General features: G+C 41.3%; 22 protein-coding genes and 1 pseudogene. 2 read left to right on the plus strand and 21 right to left on the minus strand.

Going from position 1 to position 22,077, the window contains the following annotated elements; translation table 11 throughout:
• Nucleotides 1-90: 90 nt before the first annotated feature.
• The 7 genes from ACK8P5_RS17270 to ACK8P5_RS17300 all read right to left on the minus strand — a co-directional run bounded on the left by ACK8P5_RS17270 (nt 91) and on the right by ACK8P5_RS17300 (nt 11,141).
• The gene (locus tag ACK8P5_RS17270) at nt 91-648 is read right to left on the minus strand and encodes a DUF1697 domain-containing protein (RefSeq protein ID WP_422657500.1); all 558 of its coding nucleotides are present in this window, start codon (nt 646-648) and stop codon (nt 91-93) included.
• Nucleotides 649-660: 12 nt separating this feature from the next.
• Nucleotides 661-1,086, minus strand: coding sequence for a DUF6678 family protein (locus ACK8P5_RS17275; protein ID WP_422657501.1), 426 nt, complete (start codon nt 1,084-1,086; stop codon nt 661-663).
• Nucleotides 1,087-1,248: 162 nt separating this feature from the next.
• Nucleotides 1,249-2,817 carry an S-layer protein gene (locus tag ACK8P5_RS17280; RefSeq protein WP_422657502.1) on the minus strand — a complete coding sequence of 523 codons (1,569 nt, stop codon included), beginning with the start codon at nt 2,815-2,817 and terminating at the stop codon, nt 1,249-1,251.
• 176 nt (nt 2,818-2,993) lie between these two features.
• The gene (locus ACK8P5_RS17285) at nt 2,994-5,693 is read right to left on the minus strand and encodes a cohesin domain-containing protein (RefSeq protein WP_422657503.1); all 2,700 of its coding nucleotides are present in this window, start codon (nt 5,691-5,693) and stop codon (nt 2,994-2,996) included.
• A 48-nt stretch (nt 5,694-5,741) separates the two neighbouring features.
• Nucleotides 5,742-6,929, minus strand: a complete 1,188-nt coding sequence (locus ACK8P5_RS17290) for a cohesin domain-containing protein (RefSeq protein WP_422657504.1) — start codon at nt 6,927-6,929, stop codon at nt 5,742-5,744.
• 12 nt (nt 6,930-6,941) lie between these two features.
• Nucleotides 6,942-8,900, minus strand: a complete 1,959-nt coding sequence (locus tag ACK8P5_RS17295; RefSeq protein ID WP_422657505.1) for an S-layer homology domain-containing protein — start codon at nt 8,898-8,900, stop codon at nt 6,942-6,944.
• A gap of 27 nt (nt 8,901-8,927) precedes the next feature.
• Complete coding sequence (locus ACK8P5_RS17300; protein WP_422657506.1) at nt 8,928-11,141, minus strand: dockerin type I domain-containing protein; 2,214 nt, start codon at nt 11,139-11,141, stop codon at nt 8,928-8,930.
• A 405-nt stretch (nt 11,142-11,546) separates the two neighbouring features.
• Here ACK8P5_RS17300 and ACK8P5_RS17305 point away from each other — a divergent pair, with 405 nt between their 5' ends.
• The gene (locus tag ACK8P5_RS17305) at nt 11,547-12,059 is read left to right on the plus strand and encodes a hypothetical protein (RefSeq protein WP_422657507.1); all 513 of its coding nucleotides are present in this window, start codon (nt 11,547-11,549) and stop codon (nt 12,057-12,059) included.
• A 93-nt stretch (nt 12,060-12,152) separates the two neighbouring features.
• Here the strand turns inward: ACK8P5_RS17305 and ACK8P5_RS17310 are convergent, their stop codons facing one another.
• From ACK8P5_RS17310 to ACK8P5_RS17355, 10 genes and pseudogenes are all read right to left on the minus strand, one after another.
• Nucleotides 12,153-12,488 (minus strand): hypothetical protein, encoded by a 336-nt coding sequence (locus ACK8P5_RS17310; RefSeq protein WP_422657508.1) that lies wholly within the window; start codon nt 12,486-12,488, stop codon nt 12,153-12,155.
• A gap of 9 nt (nt 12,489-12,497) precedes the next feature.
• Nucleotides 12,498-12,815 carry a hypothetical protein gene (locus ACK8P5_RS17315; protein WP_422657509.1) on the minus strand — a complete coding sequence of 106 codons (318 nt, stop codon included), beginning with the start codon at nt 12,813-12,815 and terminating at the stop codon, nt 12,498-12,500.
• Between the two features lie 38 nt (nt 12,816-12,853).
• Nucleotides 12,854-13,474, minus strand: a pseudogene (locus ACK8P5_RS17320) (cyclase family protein).
• A gap of 25 nt (nt 13,475-13,499) precedes the next feature.
• Nucleotides 13,500-14,063 carry a GrpB family protein gene (locus ACK8P5_RS17325; RefSeq protein ID WP_422657510.1) on the minus strand — a complete coding sequence of 188 codons (564 nt, stop codon included), beginning with the start codon at nt 14,061-14,063 and terminating at the stop codon, nt 13,500-13,502.
• A 7-nt stretch (nt 14,064-14,070) separates the two neighbouring features.
• Nucleotides 14,071-14,883: a prephenate dehydratase gene (pheA, locus tag ACK8P5_RS17330; RefSeq protein WP_422657511.1), complete on the minus strand. Its 813-nt coding sequence runs from the start codon at nt 14,881-14,883 to the stop codon at nt 14,071-14,073.
• Nucleotides 14,884-14,941: 58 nt separating this feature from the next.
• Nucleotides 14,942-15,394: a GNAT family N-acetyltransferase gene (locus tag ACK8P5_RS17335; protein ID WP_422657512.1), complete on the minus strand. Its 453-nt coding sequence runs from the start codon at nt 15,392-15,394 to the stop codon at nt 14,942-14,944.
• A 50-nt stretch (nt 15,395-15,444) separates the two neighbouring features.
• Nucleotides 15,445-15,825, minus strand: coding sequence for a VOC family protein (locus ACK8P5_RS17340; protein WP_422657513.1), 381 nt, complete (start codon nt 15,823-15,825; stop codon nt 15,445-15,447).
• Between the two features lie 93 nt (nt 15,826-15,918).
• Entirely contained in the window at nt 15,919-16,623 is a 705-nt protein-coding gene (locus tag ACK8P5_RS17345; protein ID WP_422661503.1) for a TraX family protein, read from the minus strand.
• Nucleotides 16,624-16,753: 130 nt separating this feature from the next.
• Complete coding sequence (locus tag ACK8P5_RS17350) at nt 16,754-17,164, minus strand: HIT family protein (protein WP_422657514.1); 411 nt, start codon at nt 17,162-17,164, stop codon at nt 16,754-16,756.
• Between the two features lie 16 nt (nt 17,165-17,180).
• Nucleotides 17,181-17,885: a metallophosphoesterase family protein gene (locus tag ACK8P5_RS17355; RefSeq protein ID WP_422657515.1), complete on the minus strand. Its 705-nt coding sequence runs from the start codon at nt 17,883-17,885 to the stop codon at nt 17,181-17,183.
• 220 nt (nt 17,886-18,105) lie between these two features.
• On the opposite strand from ACK8P5_RS17355, the gene ACK8P5_RS17360 reads away from it, so the two are divergent.
• Nucleotides 18,106-19,098, plus strand: a complete 993-nt coding sequence (locus ACK8P5_RS17360; RefSeq protein WP_422657516.1) for an anti sigma factor C-terminal domain-containing protein — start codon at nt 18,106-18,108, stop codon at nt 19,096-19,098.
• 66 nt (nt 19,099-19,164) lie between these two features.
• Here the strand turns inward: ACK8P5_RS17360 and ACK8P5_RS17365 are convergent, their stop codons facing one another.
• Genes ACK8P5_RS17365 through ACK8P5_RS17380 form a run of 4 tightly spaced genes read right to left on the minus strand, consistent with a single transcriptional unit; the run spans nt 19,165 to nt 22,073 of the window.
• Nucleotides 19,165-20,601: a GNAT family N-acetyltransferase gene (locus ACK8P5_RS17365; RefSeq protein WP_422657517.1), complete on the minus strand. Its 1,437-nt coding sequence runs from the start codon at nt 20,599-20,601 to the stop codon at nt 19,165-19,167.
• 55 nt (nt 20,602-20,656) lie between these two features.
• Nucleotides 20,657-21,166: an HXXEE domain-containing protein gene (locus ACK8P5_RS17370; RefSeq protein WP_422657518.1), complete on the minus strand. Its 510-nt coding sequence runs from the start codon at nt 21,164-21,166 to the stop codon at nt 20,657-20,659.
• Nucleotides 21,167-21,598, minus strand: a complete 432-nt coding sequence (locus tag ACK8P5_RS17375; RefSeq protein WP_422657519.1) for a hypothetical protein — start codon at nt 21,596-21,598, stop codon at nt 21,167-21,169. It lies immediately after the preceding gene.
• Nucleotides 21,599-21,614: 16 nt separating this feature from the next.
• Nucleotides 21,615-22,073, minus strand: coding sequence for a DUF5662 family protein (locus tag ACK8P5_RS17380; protein ID WP_422661504.1), 459 nt, complete (start codon nt 22,071-22,073; stop codon nt 21,615-21,617).
• Between the last annotated feature and the right edge of the window lie 4 nt (nt 22,074-22,077).

Below are 22,077 nucleotides of genomic sequence, written 5' to 3' on the forward strand. Positions count from 1 at the left end.
AGTCCCCCAAGATCCAAGGATCTTGGGGGACTCCCGTTTTTGTTCATGTCAGATGATCCTTCTTACGGACACTTCCTCATCGCTACTATCTTATTCACCCATTGCATCAACTAAAGATATCAGCTTATTCATGGTCTTCCAATTTCGAACTGTCACGGGAACTCCTAATCTGTGAAGATTGTTCGCAAGCTTGGAGTCTCTTACGCTCATATCAAATAATAGATATACTTCTTTTCCTTCGATATGATACCTGTCATGATCACTTTGGTAAGTGGCTAAACGTTCCACCCCTCCGAGTATAGGTTCATCTTGGAGCATGGCTACATACATGCATTCTTTATCCGATCTAGCTTCAGCCTCTGCGATTTCTTCTTCGGAAAAAGGATTATTCACAACAATTCTTCTCAACTCTTCAGCTGTTCTCATCATTACACTCACCGGAAAACCAAATGTCTCTTCGATCCCAACCTCAATCTTCCTTTGTAATACGGCTTCCTTCTCTTCCAATTTAAACATTACATTTCCACTCTGAATATAGGTCTGTACTTGACTAAAACCAAGAGCTTCAAGCATTTTCTTCAACTCTGCCATCTTGATCTTGTTCTTGCCACCTACGTTAATTCCTCGTAATAAGGCGATATATACCATTATGTTTGCACCTCATGCATTCAATATATTTGTACTGGAGATATATCCATAGATGTAAATCGAATCATTTTGTTTTTGGTAAGGGATATTGTACTTGTGCAAGATCGTTATGAAATCCTCTGTACAATCAACAAGTTCTGGATCAATTAGATTCCCTCTATGCTTCTGATAACGAGGTCTCACCCTGATCCACTCTACATTATAATAAGGTAATAATCCTTCCATCCAGTCTCCCCAATACCAGACATCACTTTCAAAGTCCGCCGGATACAGTCTATCCTCTAGTACGTATTTGGCTTGGTAGGGCGGTGGAAATGGCAAGGTCTCCATGACGGCATCCTGCAGTTCCCTCCATTTTGTATTGCTCATTACAGAGCTTAACTGTCTATCAGTAACAGCCTCCAGCACTCTTTTCCTATGATTCTGTTCCTCAGACATCCTATTTCCTCCCGGAATGGCATACATTCTAAAACTTTCCTATTAAATCACCATCTTCCCTATAATATCATGGTCTCTAGAGGAATTGACATTACCTCTGTGAAAATAAAAGAGACCCGTCCATAATGGAAGGTCTCTCTTTCCTAGTGCATATATACAGTATTAGTTACTCTTTTTATCCGGAGTCACCTTAACAAAAATAGGGTTCGAGTAGAACCAAAGATCATTATAATTGCGTTTGTTAATTTCCGCGAAACGGGTTTCGTTGTCTTCAATATCCGTCTTCACATCCATAAGCGGATTCCCATTTCTTGTTTCACCTTCAACATTAACACCAAGGTTTGTACCTCTTAGACGGAAGTACTGGTCTTTAGTAACCTTCATTCTATATTTGATAACGTTGTAACCGTCCTTATCGGTCTTCCAATCCTTGCTCGTGAAACGCTTAATCACTTTGGTCGAATCATTCGTGTCTTTGCTGTACGCAGCTGTACCTGGTTTCGCTTTATCCGTTACATCACCCGCGATCAAGTCAATATGATTGACCTGAACCGCATCCCCATTGTTATTCTTCTTAGGGCTTTTAAATCGGATTGTTAATTCAATGGGCTTCCCTTTTTTCAATTGAAGCTCTCCGCCCATATCTTCGATATCTTTACCATGATGGACCTGGAAGTCTAGCTTATTTACAAGATCTCCAAACACAGAGAACGATTTGCCTGAACGCATACCATCTAGTACCGCTTGCATATCGTTACCCTTTACCCATGTATAGTTCTTGGAATATTGTCCTGGCCAATACCCGCTTGAGTACAGACGGTTATCACTAATTTCGAAATGAGAATCCGAATTGGCGAAATTCCAGAAGCGGCGGCCTTCCCCAAGCAACGCATCCCACACGCCGCCAACTTTTGCGATCATGTAGTCTGCCCCACCATAGGTCCGATTCTCAGCTGAATCGAGATTCAATCCACCCCGATCAGGCTCCATTTGATTTCCTGGCATACCTTCCATACCGAATACCACGTTCGGTGCAATATTGTTGAAGTCACGAATATCAGAGATGGTGTACACTTGTTTTCTAGATGGGTGATTCAACAGTGCGTAACTCGAGTTTTTATAATTTCTCTGGAGCCAGGCTAGTGCCTTCCGAGCATCTTCCTTCGTGGAATACGTTCTTTGATCTGTATCATTCCATTTAGCAACATCCAGTGGATTGAACATTGTCATGTCACGATCGGTAAACAAGTATTCAAACTGCTCTACTGCCTTCAGGCTTTTGGATGAACCTGCCTTATCCCCGATAATACCAACTCCGACGTGCTCATATGTAGGCATATCCCATTCAAACCCTGCGAACATAATTTTGTTCTTATATGTAGCGGATTGCTCCAGTTCTTTTAGTTTAGGAAATTGAAACTCAGCCAGCCCCTTTGAGAATGAAATGGGCCCCCCAGTAATCGTGTTCCCCTCATCGTCCTTTGATGACATTCTCAAATGATCGGAGACTGCGATCCAATCCATATCATACTTTTTAAATCCGTTGTACATCAGTTCTTGAAGTGATTGCTGTGCATCGTCGGATTGATAGGTATGAGCATGATACTCTCCAGTTAACCATTTTCCAGCTTCGTTCGGCTTTACATTTTCTTTTGCATGCACATCCAGCCCCTGTGAGAAGATGGATAAACTGAGCGCCAAAACCATGATTGTCTTCTTTTTTGATAGCATTTTACGGCACCTCCGCTGTATTATGAATCATCAGTAATGTTAACTCTAATACCCTTGTGTTAACAGCGTGTTATCGCAAATCGTTGTTTATGTAATGATTGATTCAATCAGGACTATAGCAAATAAAAAAAAGTGCGCACCGTCAAATACTCGGCACACACCGTAAAGTCATTGTCTTATTCCATCATCTTAAGTCCGACAAGCCCCATGTCTGTCACATCGATCATTCCATCCCCGTTCAAATCCATATGACGGTTCCCGGACTCAAGTGGTACTCCAACTTGTTTGGAGATGATCATGAGATCTAGTACATCGACCTTGTTATCACCGTTGAAATCTTCGGGCAGTTTCGGTAAGCCAATCGTAATCGTCACAGGTTTATCCTGCAGAAGTTTGTCCATATGTCCAGTTTCATCCCCATCCATACGGATGGTTTCTGCTCCCTTCAATAACGTAATTACATAATCCCCCTCTGCTCCGACAGCCTTAAACGTGATCTCGACGAGATCAGCATTCCCCGTAATGCTGTTATCTTTCATTTGGGTCCCTACGATCGTCATTAGATTGTCTTCAATAGACCACGTTAGGTAACCATCCCTCCAGTTATCTCCTAGATCTACATCAACAACTTCCCATACATCTCGATCAAACTGAATTTTGGCTTTATATCCATACAATTCAGAAGCTTGTTCCATCTGAAGAATGAATGAAAAGCTTTGTCCAGGAGCAACCGAAGTCGGTGCAGTGAGTTTTAACTGACCTGCCTCCTCGTACTTAGCATCGGTAATGGGGATCATCATGAGATTTCCCATGCTGGATGCATCTGCATAGTAGATATTTTCCCGTCCATTAGCATCTTCTGCAATGTTCATGAATTTCACTTCTACACTATCCTCTACTAGACGTATATGGTCCAGCGTTTTAGGATCTATGATCGTGATTCGATCAGCAAGGTCCATATACAACAAACCATCCTTGCTCCAGTAGGAATGGTATGGACGCCACATGCCGTAGCTTTTAATATCTGGATAAATATTTTTATAATCCATAATGTCGTAGGTTTTAGCATTTAGCTTGAACAGAATCCCATCAACCCCGCCCCAAATGTTGCCATCGGGTCCTACGGTTAATCCACTAATCATTGGCGGGTTGCTTAGACCCGGAATGTCTAACGAAAATTCCTTTATCTTCTTCTTGCTCGCTACGTCCCACACGAACATTTTGGCCGAACGTTCGGATGCAGATATCCCTAAGCCACCATGAACCGTGGTTGAACCATAGATCAGACCATCTTTATAAGCGAGACCTACTATGCTTTGATTTTTGACAATATCCCGGAATACTTCATACTGCCCCGTAGTCGGGTCATAAATCGTAAGCGCTCCGCCGAGTTGGCCATAGTCCGGAATCGTCCCGATCATAATCTTATCTTCCATCGTCTTCATAATGTAAGGCCGGTCTTGATGCTCGCCAATCGTAAATACCTTCTCTGCTGATAAAACGGATTTCTTCGTATCTGCTTTATACACATGTCCGCCCGGGTACACACCAAAGTACATATCATCACCATAAGCAATCATGCCTTCGGCTTGTTCCAAACTAAACGTTGAGTATTGAAGCGTCACGGGATCAAACTGTGCTCCAACACCGCCTGGATAACCGGACATATATAATTTTCCGTCTGCACCCCTCTCCATGTTATGAATCGGGTTGGGCTGACCTTTCAGGACCGAAGAGAAATTTTCAATCGTTTCGTCGACTACATTAAAAATACTGTAATCACCATTCCCCTTCATCGTAGCAAAAGATGTCCCTAGACCAGACGTTTCATCATATTCCACCCATCCCGCTCCCCGGAATGACGTGCCATACTTGATCGCCATCATACGTGCTTCAAAGCTATCCAGATTCACCTCGGTTACATGTCCGTTGGCAGGTATATACAACTTGTTATCCCTTGTCACCAACTGATTAAATGAAAAGACTCCAGCGCCTGTAACACCTCCGATTTCTTTCCCTACTTTATGAGGAAGCCACTGTTCATTCTTCAAATCATAGAATAGTAGTGTCATCAACGAATCGCTAAACTTCACCACCAAAAGATCATTCACAATCGCCATGTCATATGCAAAAGGAACCGCAGCTTTATCTACACCCAGGATCGCAGGAACCTCATCAGATATAACTTGCTTCTGTCCCGTTTCGACATCCAGACGAACGACATCCCCCTTGGTGCCTATTCCTGCATATACGTATCCCCCATAATAAGCGATAGATCGAACATATTCCTGACCTTGAACCATACTTCCATAATCCCGGTAATTCTTCTTAATGGGATCATACTTAAACACTTTACCGCTCTGAAACGTACCTCCATACACATTTCCATGTTCATCCGTCGTCAAAGTCCAGATTGATTTCTCACCTTTAATGGGCTCTCCGAGATTCTGAACTGTTTTTGTTACAGGAGAGTATGACCACAAATCCCCTTTACTTTGACCTGAAGTTGTAATCCCTCCGATATAAACCGTCCCATCTGGTGCGATGGTGTGTCTCCAGCTTTGCTGTGTTCCCGTCAATGGAAATGAACGAATTAACTTATTACCCTTAATGTCCACGATATTAAAAATAGCTGTGTCCCCGTTGACTGTTGTATAAAATACATCTTTTCCATCCTCTTTACCTATGACAGCATCACTAACGGAAGCCCTAGACACGGGCACACCCAGATCAACGGGTTGTCCGAAGCTCTTTCCCTTAAATCGAACTATCTCTCCTGAAGCTGCGCCTACGGGTTGGGTTATGGATAATGTGACGGAAGATATCATTAAGAGCGCAAATGAGAGAATCATCCATTTCTTCATCTTGATATGCATGGTATACCTCCTCATATTGTGGTGTAGTAGCCTACGGGCATATGAATCCTAGTTCTTCAATACGACTTGAGCCACTAAACCAAGATCCGTAACGTCGATATATCCATCTCCATTCAAGTCATAATGTAGAATTGAGCCTGCCGGCTTTTCATCTAACTTTTTCGCAATTAACAATAAATCGATTAGATTAACGACACCATCACGATTCAAGTCTTCCATACTATCCAAAATGGTCATTCTAGCTTTGACATCATTCAGTAGATGAACAAGTTCATCATCTGTCTGCGCATGTGCAGGAGCTAGGATCGAACCTTGTTCGATCGTTAGCGTAGTATTGCCTGTCTGATCCAGCACCTGAAACGTGACGTTTGCGATCCCTTTATTACCGTTCACAACTTGACTCTGGAGCTGCGAAGTAATGATTCGAAGCCTTCCATCCTTGGCTTTCCAAGTTAGAAATGCTTTCTGATCATGCTCAAACTCTGGATCGAGTACAACGTCAGTTACCTTTAAAACGTTAGGATCATAAATCAAATTCAGATCAGCTGCATATAGGTCAACAGCATCACTCACTCCAACCTTAACAGTTATGGATGTGCCTTTTGTCGCTGTAGCCGGAGCTTGCAGGGTTACATTCATATCCTTCTGTTCGTAGGTCAATTTGAAGTCATCATAATAAGCTACGGCCGTAAAAAAGTTACTCAGTGATGCAAATACCGATGCATATTTCGCGTTTGCTGGTGCCAGCCCTTTAATCTCAGCCTTGAACCACTCATTCTTAGGCGTCCGATAATGGAACAGCGAATCCGTACCAACCTGCTTGTTGTTCTCATCATAAAAGCGAAGAAGTAGTGTTGCCGCTACGGTCGGTTCCTCAAGATACATCATGGCAGAGGCGGTATACTCTATCCCTGGTTTAACGGGAAGGGCAGCGCTTTGGAGAATCGCTCCTTTCGTAGTAGAAGTATCTTTAAACCTCACACTTTGCTTACCTGAATATGCTCGATCTGTCGTAATCTCGTAATATGCATCTTCATAAGGCTTCCATAGCGGGGTCCATCCCGGGATAACTGAATTCGTAACCTCTTCTTCAAAGCCTGCATTTGGAATCTTGACTTCTTTGATCTGGAATCCAGCTGCGGCATCCACTTCTCTTACCTCCATGAACGTAAACGCTGAACTCACCATGAGAATAAAAGCGCTAAACCATACAACTCCTTGTCGCCAATGTCTCAATAGACTCCCTCCTTATGGTTGGTCTAACCAGCGAAGCAGAATGATTGCTGCTTCCACGCGGGAAGCATGAGCCTTAGGTAGATAGTGATTCGATGCATTTCCTTTGAGAAGTCCTTTTTCCACAGCAGCATAAATGTAGTCCTTGGCCCAGCTACTGATCTGACTATCATCACCGAATTTGTTATGACCTTTAGCTTCTTCCATCTTTCCAGCAGCACTCACCGCGTTCATCATCATGACGGCCATCTGTTCTCTAGTCAGCTTCGCATCAGGTTCGAATTTGCCTCCGCTGCCTTTAACAATTCCAGCTTCCCAAGCTGCGAGAACTTCTCTTTCGTACCAGGCCCCAGGCTTTACATCTGAGAATACGTTAAACGTCTGAGTTGAACTCTTAAGATCCAGCGCCCTTACCAAGAGTGATGTAAACTCAGCCCGTGTGATGTCCTGGTTAGGTGAGAATTTGTCCTGACCTGTGCCAAACATAAGATGCTTTGCTGTTAAAGCTTCAATTGCATGTTTCGCCTCTTGATACAAGTTCTGAATGTCTGTAAAATCCACGGAATACTCCATAACGGCATACGTCCCAGGCTTAATCACATCAAGCTCAAACATTCCATTCAGCTGCTTCGCGTTCCGAATGTATTTCCAAATACCTGACTGCTCGTCCCACGCATATACCCCTAGCTTGTGAAGCTGATGTTCCGCTGCTTTAAATGGAAGGAGAAGTCCGATCGCTTCTGGCATTTGGGTAACAGGTACATTCTCAGCCCCGTTTATCGTCAAAATGGAAAGATCATATGAAACAAGCTGCTGTAGTGCGTTATCACTTGGACTCGATGTAGATGTACCTTTAGAGGTGGATAGGCTTAACCTTACTGCTGCTTGCTTCGGAAGCGATTTTGGGTACACCTTTACTTTTCCCTCGGTCCAATTCAGCTCAATCGTCATTCCGTTCTGTTCTAACAGCGATATTTGTTCCGGCGTCATCTGTAGTGATGTCACTTTTTCAGAGAGTGCTGGAACCGAGAAGCGGATGAGTTTATCTACTTCCGTTGATAGACCATGCTTCTTGGACAAGGCCACAAGATCGGTTAACGACTTCACTGCATATTTCAATGATTCATCATTCATTGTGGCAACTCCGCCAGAATAATTTCCAGGGGTTATACTCGTTTGAAGACCTTCAAGCAGCTTATGGAGGGAATCCTCCAATTTTCGCTTTTGTTCACTTGAGAAGGAAGAGAGATTCATCGTTAGTAGGTTGTTTACCGCATATATTGCCTCTTTCCATTGATCAGCATTGAGTAAACGTTCAATATCTTGAAGAGACTTGTTTACATCTCCAACAGAAATATTAGGTGTGCCAGGCATACTAGGTGCGGTTGGAAAGGTTGGTGTATCTGGATTGGAAGGCACCTCAGGAATCGTTGAACTCTGGATGGATATACGCAGCGGACCTTTATCAATTAGTGAAATAGACTTTAAATCTTTCAAACCTGCTTCATTTGTAAAAGACTCTGTAGATACAGCCTTGATCTCCTTCAGTTCAATAACTGCATTTCCTGATCCTTGAGCTACAAAGCTTAACTCTGCCACATCGAGTAATGCCACCTCTGACTGATTAGTTACTTGTTCACGCAGTAGCGGCAACAGTATAACTCCTTGATCGGTAGATATTTTCTTCCCGCCAAAATCGCTATATCCACCCACCGGCACGGCTTCCTTCAATGTTAGCTTCGATGGGTCAAACTTCACTTTAAACTGCACACCATACAGATCAGTGACATGGTGGACTGAAACTTTGACTTTTACTACATCACCTTTAGATACCGAAAGTTGGTTAGCCCCTAAAGAGATAGCGCTTTCATTTTTTGTATTAGTTGCAGCAAATACCGAGGTTGGGGCGACAGTGGACAAGACGAGACATAGTATTAACACAGGCAAGGTGATTACAATCCATTTCATCATCATTGATATATCCTCTCCTCAAACTTTCTATCACTTCTCCATCATCGAGAATGCGATTAACGCGACATCATGCATACTAATTATTCCATCCCCACTCATATCCAGATTGGACAAGTCTTCTGTTACCGAATTACCTGACTGTTTAGCCACCTTTATTACATCAAGGATATCAACCTTCCCATCACCGTTCACATCCCTTGAAGGCTGCGTGCCTGGCCCGCCTGGATCAACTGAGCCATTGCTATCGACCGGAATCATTTTCAGACGAGTTCCCTCTGCATAATAAATGTGACCGTCATCCCCCAATACCATATAACTCGCTTTAGGCCCGGTATATACGACTTCCATCGTATTAGTATTGAGCACTGTTATTTGTCCATGGAGATCCGTATATAGTAGTCCATCTTGTCCCCATCGTAGATGAATGGGATTCCACATCCCGTAATCTTGAACTTCCGGATAGACTGCGGCTTCTTTCACTACTTCGAGGGTCTCTGGATTTACTGCGAATAGAATGCCATCAGCCGCTGCCCAGAGCAAGCCGTCAGGGCCGAAGCTTAAACCGCTAATCATGACCGGATTTTTCTTGGCAGAATATAGTTTTGGCGTGAACTCGGTTACTTTGCTATTCATTTCCGTATCCCAGACAAACATCTTAGCCTCCGTCGCCGTTGGCTGTATTCCTAGTCCACCATGGATGCTGGTAGATCCGTATACCTTACCACCTCGGTATGCCAAGCCAACAATACTCTGATCTTGAACCACGTTTCTATAAACGGAATAGCTAACGGTTGCAGCGTCGTCAGCAGGTTCATAAGTTACCAATGCACCACCAAGCTTGCCGTATAAAGGTACTGTACCGAAAAATACTTGATCATCCCCTGCTGCGAACACATATGGTCGGTCCTGATCTTCGCCAATACTGAATTTATACGCCGGATTCTCATTCGGTTTGATCGGAAGACCTGGCGTGAGCTCATGGATCTGCGCTCCGGGATAAATGCCCATAAACAGTTTATCTCCGTAGGCCCCCATACTCTCCGCTTGATTCATCGTAAACATCTCACGGAACTTCGTAGCAGGATTGTATTTAGCAGCGTTCGCACTCGGATAAGCACTCATATACAGATTCCCATCCGGACCCTTCTCAAGCACATGCAGTGGTGCGCTTTGCCCTTCCACGATTGGAAACATCTCCTCACGAATGCCCTGCTCAGGCTGCATTAGCGTAACTATGCCATTGAACTGAATACTGGCAAGCTTCATATTTTGAGGGTCTGTCCCAATCCAACCGCTGTTCTTCATCGTCATCTGCTGTGTAATGCCTGTATCTCTAATCTCGTGAGTGGCAAGGTCAAAAGAAACCAGCTGTTTATTCTGTAAAAAATACACTTTTCCGTTCATTTCGGGTGACACTTTCACACCTTCAAATCCTTCCACAACCACATCTAGCCACTCTTTATTTGCCAGGTCATACACATGCAGCTGCTTAATCGCGCCGCCCGATAGGTGGGTGAATAAGTAGTCTCCGGCTACATCAAGATTGTATACAAACGGGTACTCGTTAACGCCAGGAATCAGCTTCAGTGGAATTTCCTCTTTATCAGCTGTTTCCGGATTCATCTTTATTAAATGTCCGGTTGAACCGGTTCCTGCATAAATCGATCCGTTGTGATACGCCAGGGACCTTACATATTGCTGACCTTCAACCGCGCTTCCGAAATTAATAAACTGCTGCAGAGAAGCATCATATTTGAACACCTTCCCTCCTGGAAAAGTTCCACCGTAGACATTCCCTTCATCATCAAGCGTCATCGACCAGATACCACCTTCACCGGGAATCGGCGTACCGAGATTTTCAATCACTCCGGTGGAGCTATCATAACGGTACAAAATGTTAGAAGTCGACCCTACGTAAACGCTTCCATTTTTATCCGCTCTATGTACCCACGCTTGTGCACTTCCCTCTAGTGGTAAAGTGGCTACAACTTCATAATCACTCAAGTTGATTACGTTCAGGACAGCGGGTGTGCCGCTTACTGTTGTATACATATAATCCTGTCCGTTCACCTTGTTATACGTGCTGTCAAAAATACTAATCTGCTGAATCGGCGATCCCAAATCAATAGGTTGTCCGAATTTGGTACTGCTTGCCTCTGCTCGCTCGGAATTGCCTATAAGCAAGGAAATTGGAATGAGTACGGACAGACATAAGATCATCGATTTCCGAAATAATGAATACATCAATTCATCTTCCCTCTCCCATAAATTTGGTAACTCTACCATCCTCTTGCCTTCAATCTCTCACGCTCCCTTAATGGTTGTTATATGAAAATAACTTCCTTATGCCCGCCTCATGGTGCCTCAATTAGCGGCTGACTATATACTAGTGGAGGCGAATAATAACTGTCAACGATTTTGCATTTACAGACTTTTTTTGGACACGGAAGGAGTACGTCTGTTGATCAAAAGCGTTAGATGTATGTCATATATATTTCATTTTCGCTGTCAGTCTCGGAATTGATATCCATAAATTGGTGCAAGTTAATTTGCTAATCATTATTGTCTTCAAATAACAAGATATGTTAATCTAACATCCGCTGCCAGAAATTGTTTATACGATTAATTCAAAATGATTGGAATGAAATAATGAAGAACACTTCTTTAAAGATTACTGTTTTCTTATCCATTTTTTTAAATATTGTACTGATTGTTCTATTTGTAAATAGGTCTATTGAAATCCATACGTCTTATTCAACGGGTGATCCCGGAGCATATAGAAATTTTGTAAGTAGCCTAGGAATATATGAGAAATATCTTGAGAATGCTGCTCAACAAAGTGCTTCTAACGAAATTATGAATTCCTTAGTTAATGGTAACGAAAGGTTAAAACGTTCCATAAATTCGTTCGCAGAGTTTAGAAATTCTTTAAATGAAACAAATCTGAATACTCAATATATTGAGGTTGCTCTAGCAGAGATTGATGAAATCACCTCTCGGTTGTTAGCTAATTACTCCATAAAGAGCTATCAAGTAGATGCAGAAATTTCTCACCTAAAAAATTCAGTAAATCGTATGCTAAACTTACTTCCTAAACAATATGATGTTGACAATCAACAGGAATTTATAAAAACGATAAATACGCTAAGTGGATCAAATTGAATTCACGCCTTAACGAATCTTAAAACAATTCATTCTATAAACTTACAACTAAAAAAGTATCATTCTCCAATACGGGAGACTGATACTTTTTAACTATTCGCTATTCAAGTTCTTGTTCATGAAGTCAGGTACGTTCCATTCTTGAAACCTTTCATTCAATTCATTAGCTGTTCTAATAATAAAGTCGTTCACTCTATCTTCTGTAAAATAATGAGTGTTGATCTGTGGTTCATTGGCGGCGTCCTGTAACCATCCCAATTTCAAATCTCTATATTGAGCTACTTCAATTTCTGTAACTAATGGCTCTATTGAATAAGCTCTTGCGGTCTGCAGCTCAAACAGGACCCTATCTGCCCAATCTCTGGATCTCAGTATTTCAAACTCCAGTTGACTAACCTCTTGATTGTATGTTCGCCTGATATTCTTCATTTCACCTTCTTAATTCAACTCAAAGTCAGCATATATCGTCTGTATCCATCTAAGATCCGTATAAATATGCGCAAAGTAGCCTAACACGAACAATTCCCATTCTGGTTCTCTGTGCATCCTTAAATACTCTACATACTTAGTCTTTAGCACTTCCACGCTTGGCAACGTATTGTTAAATACGAAATGAGTACTACCTTTAGCTTCTCTTGTCACATGCTCTCTTACATGGATCGCATCCGGAGCAATACTGCCCAGTAGAAAGCTAGGAGATCGTTGAACCATCTGTGTATGTACAGCTACGGCAAAATGAACCATGGGCCAAGGCATATTTTCAACTCCTTATCTAGTAACTCTCCATCTTTCAATCAAGCTTCCACACGGGCAATTACCCGGGCAATAGAAGAATCCGCTTGGATGCAGAGTGGCAGTGCTATAATCTCAAAAGTTTTCTTGTTCAGCAGCTGTTCTACATTGGCCAAGTTTTCAGCAATAAGAATATTATTGTGAAACAGAAATTTATGTATTTCAAATGGATATCGATCTGGTGACGGTGTATCTAGGCCAATCATCTTCACCTGCTTACGAGCTAGTAACTCCGCAAATTCTAATGTTATTACAGGATAATCGCTAAAATATATGGACTCCCCAAAGTGCTCACCGTGCCCTGTGTACAGAATTACAATTTGCTTTGGCTTTATTAATTGCTCATATTCTCTTTTGTAAATAACCTCGGACTGTTCGGATACATCCAGAAGACATCAATCACCCATAAAAAAATCGAGTGGAATTTGATTGAGATACACGTTCGAATCCGTCAGATGCATAGGACCATCAATATGTGTTCCTGCATGCATGTTAATGCTTAGCTGATGATTGTTATAATGATCCTTATGATAGACCTTGGAATGCTGCAATGTAGTCTCTTCATCTCCCGGAAACACGGGCAGACCATCTTGTATGGTATGAGTAAGATCGATGATCATCATGCTCCAATCACTCCTTGATTAGCCTTTATCGGTCGCATACCACACGGTGCACAAATTCCGTTTTGCCTTCTGTATAAGCTTTACGATCGTTTCTGTATTTCTCAGCCAGTTCCCTCTTTAACGCTCCATACTGAACTACCAAGTCTGGGCGATGCCGGAGAGTGTCCCTGAAAGTTAGATGATTCATTAAAGCCTCACTATCTTTGCTGCAAACATACAGATGATGATTGAATTTCTCGATAGTGTTTATATGGTAGGGCACATTATCGTCTCTTCTCCCAAACGCCTCTCTGTTCTCTATGCCTCTATTCCCTTCGTGATAGTAACCTAATCTATCCAATCTAAGGATTACATCTGGGAGTAGTGTCATGGATTCAACCACAATATCAATGTCAATGATTGGCTTGGCTGCAAGACCTGGGACGGACGTGCTTCCAACATGCTCTATCGACAGTATTAATCCCTCTAGTGGTTGATGCAAAATAGACTTTATCTCGTTAAACCGCTTCGGCCAATCCTCATTGTAATCTTCAATTATCACAGGATGTATGATGATCCCTCCCTGCTGTTCTTCTTGAGCATGACTCATACCGATTTTAATTCCATCTACCAATAATCCTCACTTCATGTCCTAGGGTCTCTAGGATCTTAGTGGCTTTCTCAATCGTTTGCTCGCTACTCTTGGAATTCGCTTCGAGAAAAAATCGATAAGTTCCCAGTTTCCTTGCTGTAGGACGAGATTCAATCCATGACAAGTTGATTTCAAGCGCAGAAAACACATTGAGTATAGAGGATAGAACACCAGCTTGTTCTTGGTCTGGCGTGATGACAAACATCGCCTTATGAGTCTCTATATCCCTATGCCTGTCCTTACTGATAACAATAAAACGGGTTTCATTATCCGGATTATCTTGAATATTACGCTCCAAGATGTCTAGATCCAATAGATTAGCTATGGATTGTGAGCCAATCGCTGCCACGTCCATTCGTCCACTTTGTTTTAATAACGTAGCAGCCGATGCTGAACTATCATGTTGTAGGCTTTTTATCTTATGTTGTCTTATGTATTTACGACATTGCGTTAGTATTGGTGAGATCGACCATACTTCATTGATATCTGATGTACTTGCATTTCTATTACCAAGCAGATGAAGAGAAACCGGCAATTTAAGCTCGCCTTCGATAGATAACGAATCATAGGATAATATAGAATCAATCGTCATATTTATCGTTCCTTCAATGGTGTTCTCGAGTGGAACAATCGCTTTATCTACATGAGACTCTCCTATAGCCTCGATCACATCTGGAATCGTTTCGTACATTATTAATTCCAGTTCAACTGGATTAAAGTATTGCGTCGCTGCTTCTTCTGAGAAAGTTCCCTCAGGTCCGAGACAAGCCACTTTCATTATATATTCTCCTTTTTATTTACTTGAGTTAGTTGTGAATCTCACGCATCGAAGGTGTTTAATCGAATGAGAGCACATATCCTGTCTTAAGCCCCCTCTTGAATCCTAGAGTTTCATAAAAACGATGCACTTCTTCTTTCTTCGACCCGGTCAGTAGCATGATCTTGTAACAATTTTGCTGTTGTGCTAGTTCTATTGCACTTTGGATTAACAAATGTCCATATCCTTGCTTTCTATGTTCCCTGTGCGTAATTACGTTCTCGATCAGCCCGTAAGGTCTTGCATTCCGAGTCAAATTCTTAAGGATATTAAGTACACATGATGCTACCAATTTACCATTTGTCTCAACTACCATTACTTTCATATATCGATCTGCCAAAATATCATTCCAAAGCTGCTCTAGCTGCGAATTAAATTCCAATTCCGGATCTTCCTCATGCAAATGCTTATACAGTTCAAGCAGTTTAGGTAATTCATCATTACGAATAAGCCTTGTTATCGCACCAGACATCGATCAAGCCCTCCTATACATTTTTTTCGTTGTTACAAGATGTACAATCTCTATGTGTCCTTATTCCCAACCGCAATCCAACGACCATCCACATCTTCAAAGACAAACTCTTTATTATTGTAGTCTGTTGTCGATAGGGGACGTACAATTTTCACACCTAAATGAACGAGTTCCTGCTCTAAATCATGCTGCTGTACTGCAACAAAATAAGCGTCATAACCATACCCATGAATCTCACGATTGGGTACGTATTTATCTTGCTTGGATTGAGTCAACACAATTTCAATTGAATCTCGATATAGACATATATGTGGCTCAGTACTGTTCAGGTAATAGACAGCTCTAAATCCCAGACTTCCATAATATTCAGCAGTCTTGTGAATATCAGGTGATGGGAATATTTGCAGACAATGAGAGAATCCATGATTCAAGTGTGTAACCTCCTCTAACGTCTTAAAATCAACAGACCCAGCCTTCATAAATGTAGGCCGGGTCGTATGTGTTAGAATATTCTGTTTTTTAGATTACATGAAGTATCCAATAACGTAAATAATCCATAAGTGCGCTGGATAAAAAATATAAAACATATATTTTGTGAATGTGTTATTTAAACCCCGCTCTCCGTTGTACAGCCAAAAGAAAGGTAATGCAAATACCATCATCCACTGATTATTATACCCGAATAGCCCCATATCCGTAAAAACTTCTCCGCTAGCGAGTAACGAAGGCACCTCTATTAATGAAAATAAAAGATAGATGATCGTGAGCCAAACTTTTTTCTCTCTAAAGAAGTAGAAGATGAGCACCATACCTATTCCAATAATAGAAGCTTCTGTGAAAAGCCCTAATGCAGCAATAACAACGGCAGCTGGTATGCCTATTACATATTTTTTGGTGCGTTTTATATAATCCATTACACATAATAATAGAATACCAACACCAAGAGACAGGAAGATATTATTAGATAACGCTAGATCCCTCGGGAATAAATATTGAATGAGTGTTGAACCTACAAACATGATCGCCGCCCACATAAATACACGAGATGCATATTTAGTACGACTACGAGTGTAGAAAAAACCTTCTACTATAAAATAAAAGAAAATAGGTGCAACAATCCGTCCGGGATGATGCATCCACATCGGCATACCAGGAATGTATGTGTACACGTGGTCCACAACCATTAGGATCATTGCAAAAACCTTTAATTGAAAAGCAGTTAGCCTCATCAAAAATTCAAGTCCTCCTTATGAATACGATAATCTTTGAACACTATACTAAAAAGCGTCATATCGTACCATAAGCGTTACTTACACCAAACTTACATTTTTGTCAGGTTTCTATAGTCGGTAGACATACTTAGCATCCTAACTGCTCAACCAATAGCGATTTCACTTCTGTTAAATTTCTCCCCGTCTTAAACTCTTCCTTCGGTTCGGACCAACTAAATCCATCTCCTATGTATCTTGGGATGACATGCATATGATAATGCGTCAGGTCATTGAACAACCCGCCATTTTGACAAATTGTAATTCCATCCGGTCGAAATACTTTTTTCAATAGCTTAGACAATCTAGAAGAGGCATTCATAATCGCAGCCATTGTCTCCACATCGATCTCGTCAACATCCACATAATGCTTTTTGGGTAGAATTAATATATGTCCATCATTAAATGGTGCTATATCTAGCACACACACGACATGGCTGTTTTCATACACCATATTCACGGGTACTAATTGATTTACAATCCTACAACCTAGACACTCCATCCACGATCATCCCTTCTTACGATTCACGCTTCACGTAATGTGTTGAATAAGCTCCATCTTGATACATAAGACCATTCAACTGCATCCCATATGCACAGCCACCATCGATTCCGATCTTGCCCTCGCCAAACCAAATATCTGAAGTCTGATGAAGTTCTATAGCCCTTGTATGCCCGAATACAATGACTTTCTCCATATTTAGCTTGGCACGATGAAACTCCCCTTTAATATACATAAAATCATGATCGGATTGTTCTTTCCAGTTCACATAACTTGGATTAATCCCAGCATGAACATAAATATGTGCTTCATCCTCATAATAGAAAGGTAGCTTCTTCAGAAATTCAATATGTCTTCCATACTCGCTACGAATGTGTTTCACAGCATGTTCAAATGCATCCGGATGGAACACCTCATTAGTGTAGCTTTCGAGTGTTTCTCTTCCGCCATGTTCAAGGAATTTCTTCTGGATTTCTCCGTTATTTACCTGAATTAGATCGACAAGTCTTTGGTCATGATTGCCACGAAGAGCTATAGCCTGATGATTCTCTACTAAGTCTATCACTCGATCCACAACTTCTTTACTATGCGGACCTCGGTCCACATAATCACCAAGCAAAATAAGTTGATCTTTAGAAGAATCATACCCTACCTCTTGAAGTAATGTATCGAACTGCTTCATACAACCGTGAATGTCACTTATCATAAGTGTTCTTTTCATGACCACAACTCCTCTTCGCCTCGAATTTACTTTCAAGTTTTTACGAACATGAGATTTATTACATGATAATACATTGATTATCGTCATTCTCCAATATTCATAAATTAAACCGTAACATTTTCCTATTCTAACCGTTGTCTATGATGAGAAGAATGCGTTACACAGATTGAGAGAATCGTTCGCTCAGAGATACACTGCAATCGGAAGGGGGATTCATAGAATGAAAGATGATTTAAAAGAGAGGGCCCCAGACATAAGATGGAGAACAGGCGTAAGAGTGCTTACAAACGTTTCGGGTGCCATTGTGTTATTGTTCTTGGTTTATTCACTCTACATTGCCGCAATCAATATGTACTTAGATACTACAGGGATGAAGGGGAAATTTATACGGTCGGTTATTTCTGTAGCGGAACTTCTTGAGGATGGTATGAGGGTAGATAAAGGACCATTCCCGACTGTCGAAGTTACACCATTCATCACTCAGAAAACCACCTTGAAGCTATATCGAGATGTTGGCAAATGGCAAGTCGTTACTGGTGAGATTCGAGCGGAACGGACCGTAACAGGTCAATTTTCGTATTCCATCGTAGATCTCCCTACCTATCTGAATACACAGCGGCAGGCAGCGTTCAGCTTGCCTTACACGATCATGTTTAATAAACCAATGGAAGTCACTCCACGCCCAGAACACAGTTTAAAGCAATTAAGTAAGATTGCGGACGGAAACGTAGCCCGATTGTCTTTCTCTGTGAGTACATTAATGTCACCAGATCAGCTTATGGAAAAGCTCGCAAGCTATGATGTATTTGTAACTGAATTACCCGTATATGCAGGGGAACTCAAAGAATTTAACACCAGTTTTTCTAAAAGCGAGGCAGATTATTATGTTCCTCATTTATCTTTAAGGCCACTCAATCACTTCGACGAGAATAATCAACTTTCTTCTTCGGCCATGTACTTCACGCCTGAGGACAAAGGCGCAATGTCAGAGCATGTATCGTATATGATGTCTGATTTGGAATGGATGACCACCCATATCAAATATAACGGTGTTGATATAGATAAGAAGCGACTAGCTTATTTGAAGAAACATGGAGTTCAGGTATACGGCGCGACTGTTACAGGACCTGTACGAGAGCTTGAAAAGCTGCAAGAACAACCAGAATTTCGTGATTTTCGCTTGGGCCTTATCGAGGTATGGAATTGGGAGTGAAGGGGACTTCACTCCTCTGCAGCCCCCTTTTTAAAAGGGGGCTTGTTCCGATTTATAGCTCCATATTTACTTTTCTTTTCCTTGGTAGACTAAATGCGAAGTCTCTTCCCCTGACAAAAACCCCACACTCGAGTATAAATACTCCGCCTTATTACCAGACGTAACGAACAATCGTATGACCTCATAAACCGATTCTAAATGATGAATAGCCTTACATAACATATGTCTCCCAATTCCTTGATTACAATAAGTAGGCGTAACAGCTATTTCATAAATTAGAGGAATCTCTTCCCACAGCGAGACCAGACATAGCCCGATGATTTCATTAGTCTCTCTGTGAATGAGTACCGTAGAAGCATCTACTAGGTGTTCTTGTTTATTGTGTTCAAAATAATAGGTAAGGTCACGCCGGTATGTATCTAAATCTTCTTCCTCCATTCCGCCTCTATAGGCTTCTTCCATCAGGAGGACCATCTTTGATAGATGTTCAGGCTCAGGTCTTACACTTATGAATTCATTTAACGCCGAAATTGAAATCTTTTCTGTGGGACGAATCATACACTTCCTTGTACTTACTAGATCAAAACCTACGCTTTTGAACGCACCCATGTGCTCGTGAAGAACGTTGTAAGCCTCTACCCTATTTTTATCAGTAGAAATCTCCAAAACATAATCTCTCAGAAAAGAAACCAAGTCTACGGATAACGTATCGCACGGCGGTATGATGAACAATGACCCGATTGTATTGTCTTCTATGGAAATCCCTGCAATCCTTTGGTTATTTTGAATAACCCAATAACAATTGCATGCTTCTAACATCATATTATGAACAAACAGCCAGCTTGGTCGAAACCATATATTCTTTCTATATGTAGCAAAATATGTTGAGTATGTCCTTTGGTCTGCTTCTAGCAATGAGAATGGAGCTTCATTGTCATCTGTTTCATAATCACACTTTAGGATCGAATACAATTTTTGATTCATAAATGTCCCTTTAATCTTTAATTGGTCACGTAAAATCCCTTCAAGTTTCATTCCGAGTTTCTCCATCACCCGAGCCGATCCGGTATTATTATAATTACATCTTCCCTCGATTCGATTTAACCCTAAATGCTCAAATCCATAACGAATGATTTCTTCCGTCGCCTCTGTTATGATCCCTTTATTCCAGTACTCACTCCCTATAGCAAAACCGATCTCTGCATGGCTATGTCTTAGATCCCAGCTAATGAAGCCTGTTCTACCGATCAATTTCTGATCCGGCTTATAAATAATCCCCCAGCGGAATGCCTGCCTCGCTTTGTGTTTATCCACCACGCTCTGCAAGTAACTTTCGGTATCAACAATCGTCTCATGCCGATCCCAAAGGGTATGTAAAGATACAACAGGATCTGAAGCAAATTCAAAATACGCATCTAAATCACTTAAGTCTAGTTGTCTCAGTATTAGCCGCTCTGTCTCAAATACAGGTGTTTCTGCAAATAACAATTCTACGTTCATCATGATCATCCTTAGCTATATAGTTCGATTCAATCTACTTCTACTTCAGAACAACGTTTTATTTAACTAGTTTCCTTCCAAGTTCATGACCAAGTAAGACGATCGGTACCACCAACAACCCAACAGGAATACTGAGCAGAACCTCGCTCCAGGATACTAACTCCTCACTCAGCACTCGATAAAACATATAAAGTGTATAAGGGAGAACGCAAATCACTGCACTGATTACACCTGGCGTATACATTTTTAAGTACAGAGATTGACCTAGATGTGTGAATACATGAAGTAAGAATAGTGAATTAATGGATAAGAAGACAAAAAACTTCTCGTGCTCTGCAGCTATATACGTAAAGGGAATGAATACAATAAATTCAAGCAAAACAGCAAATGCGAATTGGCCACTTGTGATATTAAACATCTTATTAAGCGGCTTCTTGAATCGCTTAGGTACTGCATGTATGACATGAGATTTATTTTTCTTAATCCATGCCTCAACCCATATAATTTCTTCTAAATCATGCAGAACAAAGACCACGATGAATAGCCAGACCAGGGTTTGTGTGCTCATCTAATCTTTTAAGCCCCCTTGAATCTCCAACTGCTCTCTCAATTCATTGGCATATTTCAATGGGATTTCGTATCCCTGGCTGGAATTTGATGTATTCACTAATAAGCCATTCATGGTTCTATCTGTCCCTAAAGACAAATGATATTTCAACTCTGTATCGTTCGTGTATGTAACCATCATTTCATACTCTGCAATATAGTTCAGCTCACCTGGCATTATAACTGCATGATTTATGGCATTTTCGAACAATATAATGGATTGTGTGTCATCAAAAAATTGATCCTTGCAACTTTCACCTTTAGCAGGCTGAAGACACTCTAGACTTATGGAAATAATCGAATTTCCCGACTCCTCCTTAGCTTGAGTACATCCCACAAAAAACACCGAGATTAGCAGGAAAACGATCAAACAACTTGTTTTAATGGGCATCATCTGCCGAACTCCTTCATTAATTTTTACTTCCATTCGTTATCTCTTCAAGTCTTTGTCTGGTTTTCGGATGCAGAACTAATCCACTCGATGCCATCATTTTGTTCGTTAAGTGATCCGGATCCTTGATTAGACGTCCCCATTTTCTAGAGAAAGACCTCCAATCACATACCATTTCAATGATATACTTTTCAGGCATAGGCAGAACTTCATTGGAGTTTGGATTAACCACCCAATATTCCCAATGATGCTTATTCTTATGTTGATGATTCAGCCACGCATATTTCCACTGTAATTCAGTCTCTTCACTTTTACGGGTAGAGTAGAACTTTCTAGCATAAGGGACGAACTCTTTAGGTGAGAACTTCGAGAAGTCATGGACGATTCCCTGGAGATACAAACCTTCTTTCCAGCATTCAATACACACATTCAGTTTGTGGTCCACAACATATAAGAAATATCGCCAGTATGCTCGAATCGTT

Source organism: Paenibacillus sp. EC2-1 (assembly GCF_049311625.1).
GTDB lineage: Bacteria > Bacillota > Bacilli > Paenibacillales > Paenibacillaceae > Paenibacillus_AQ.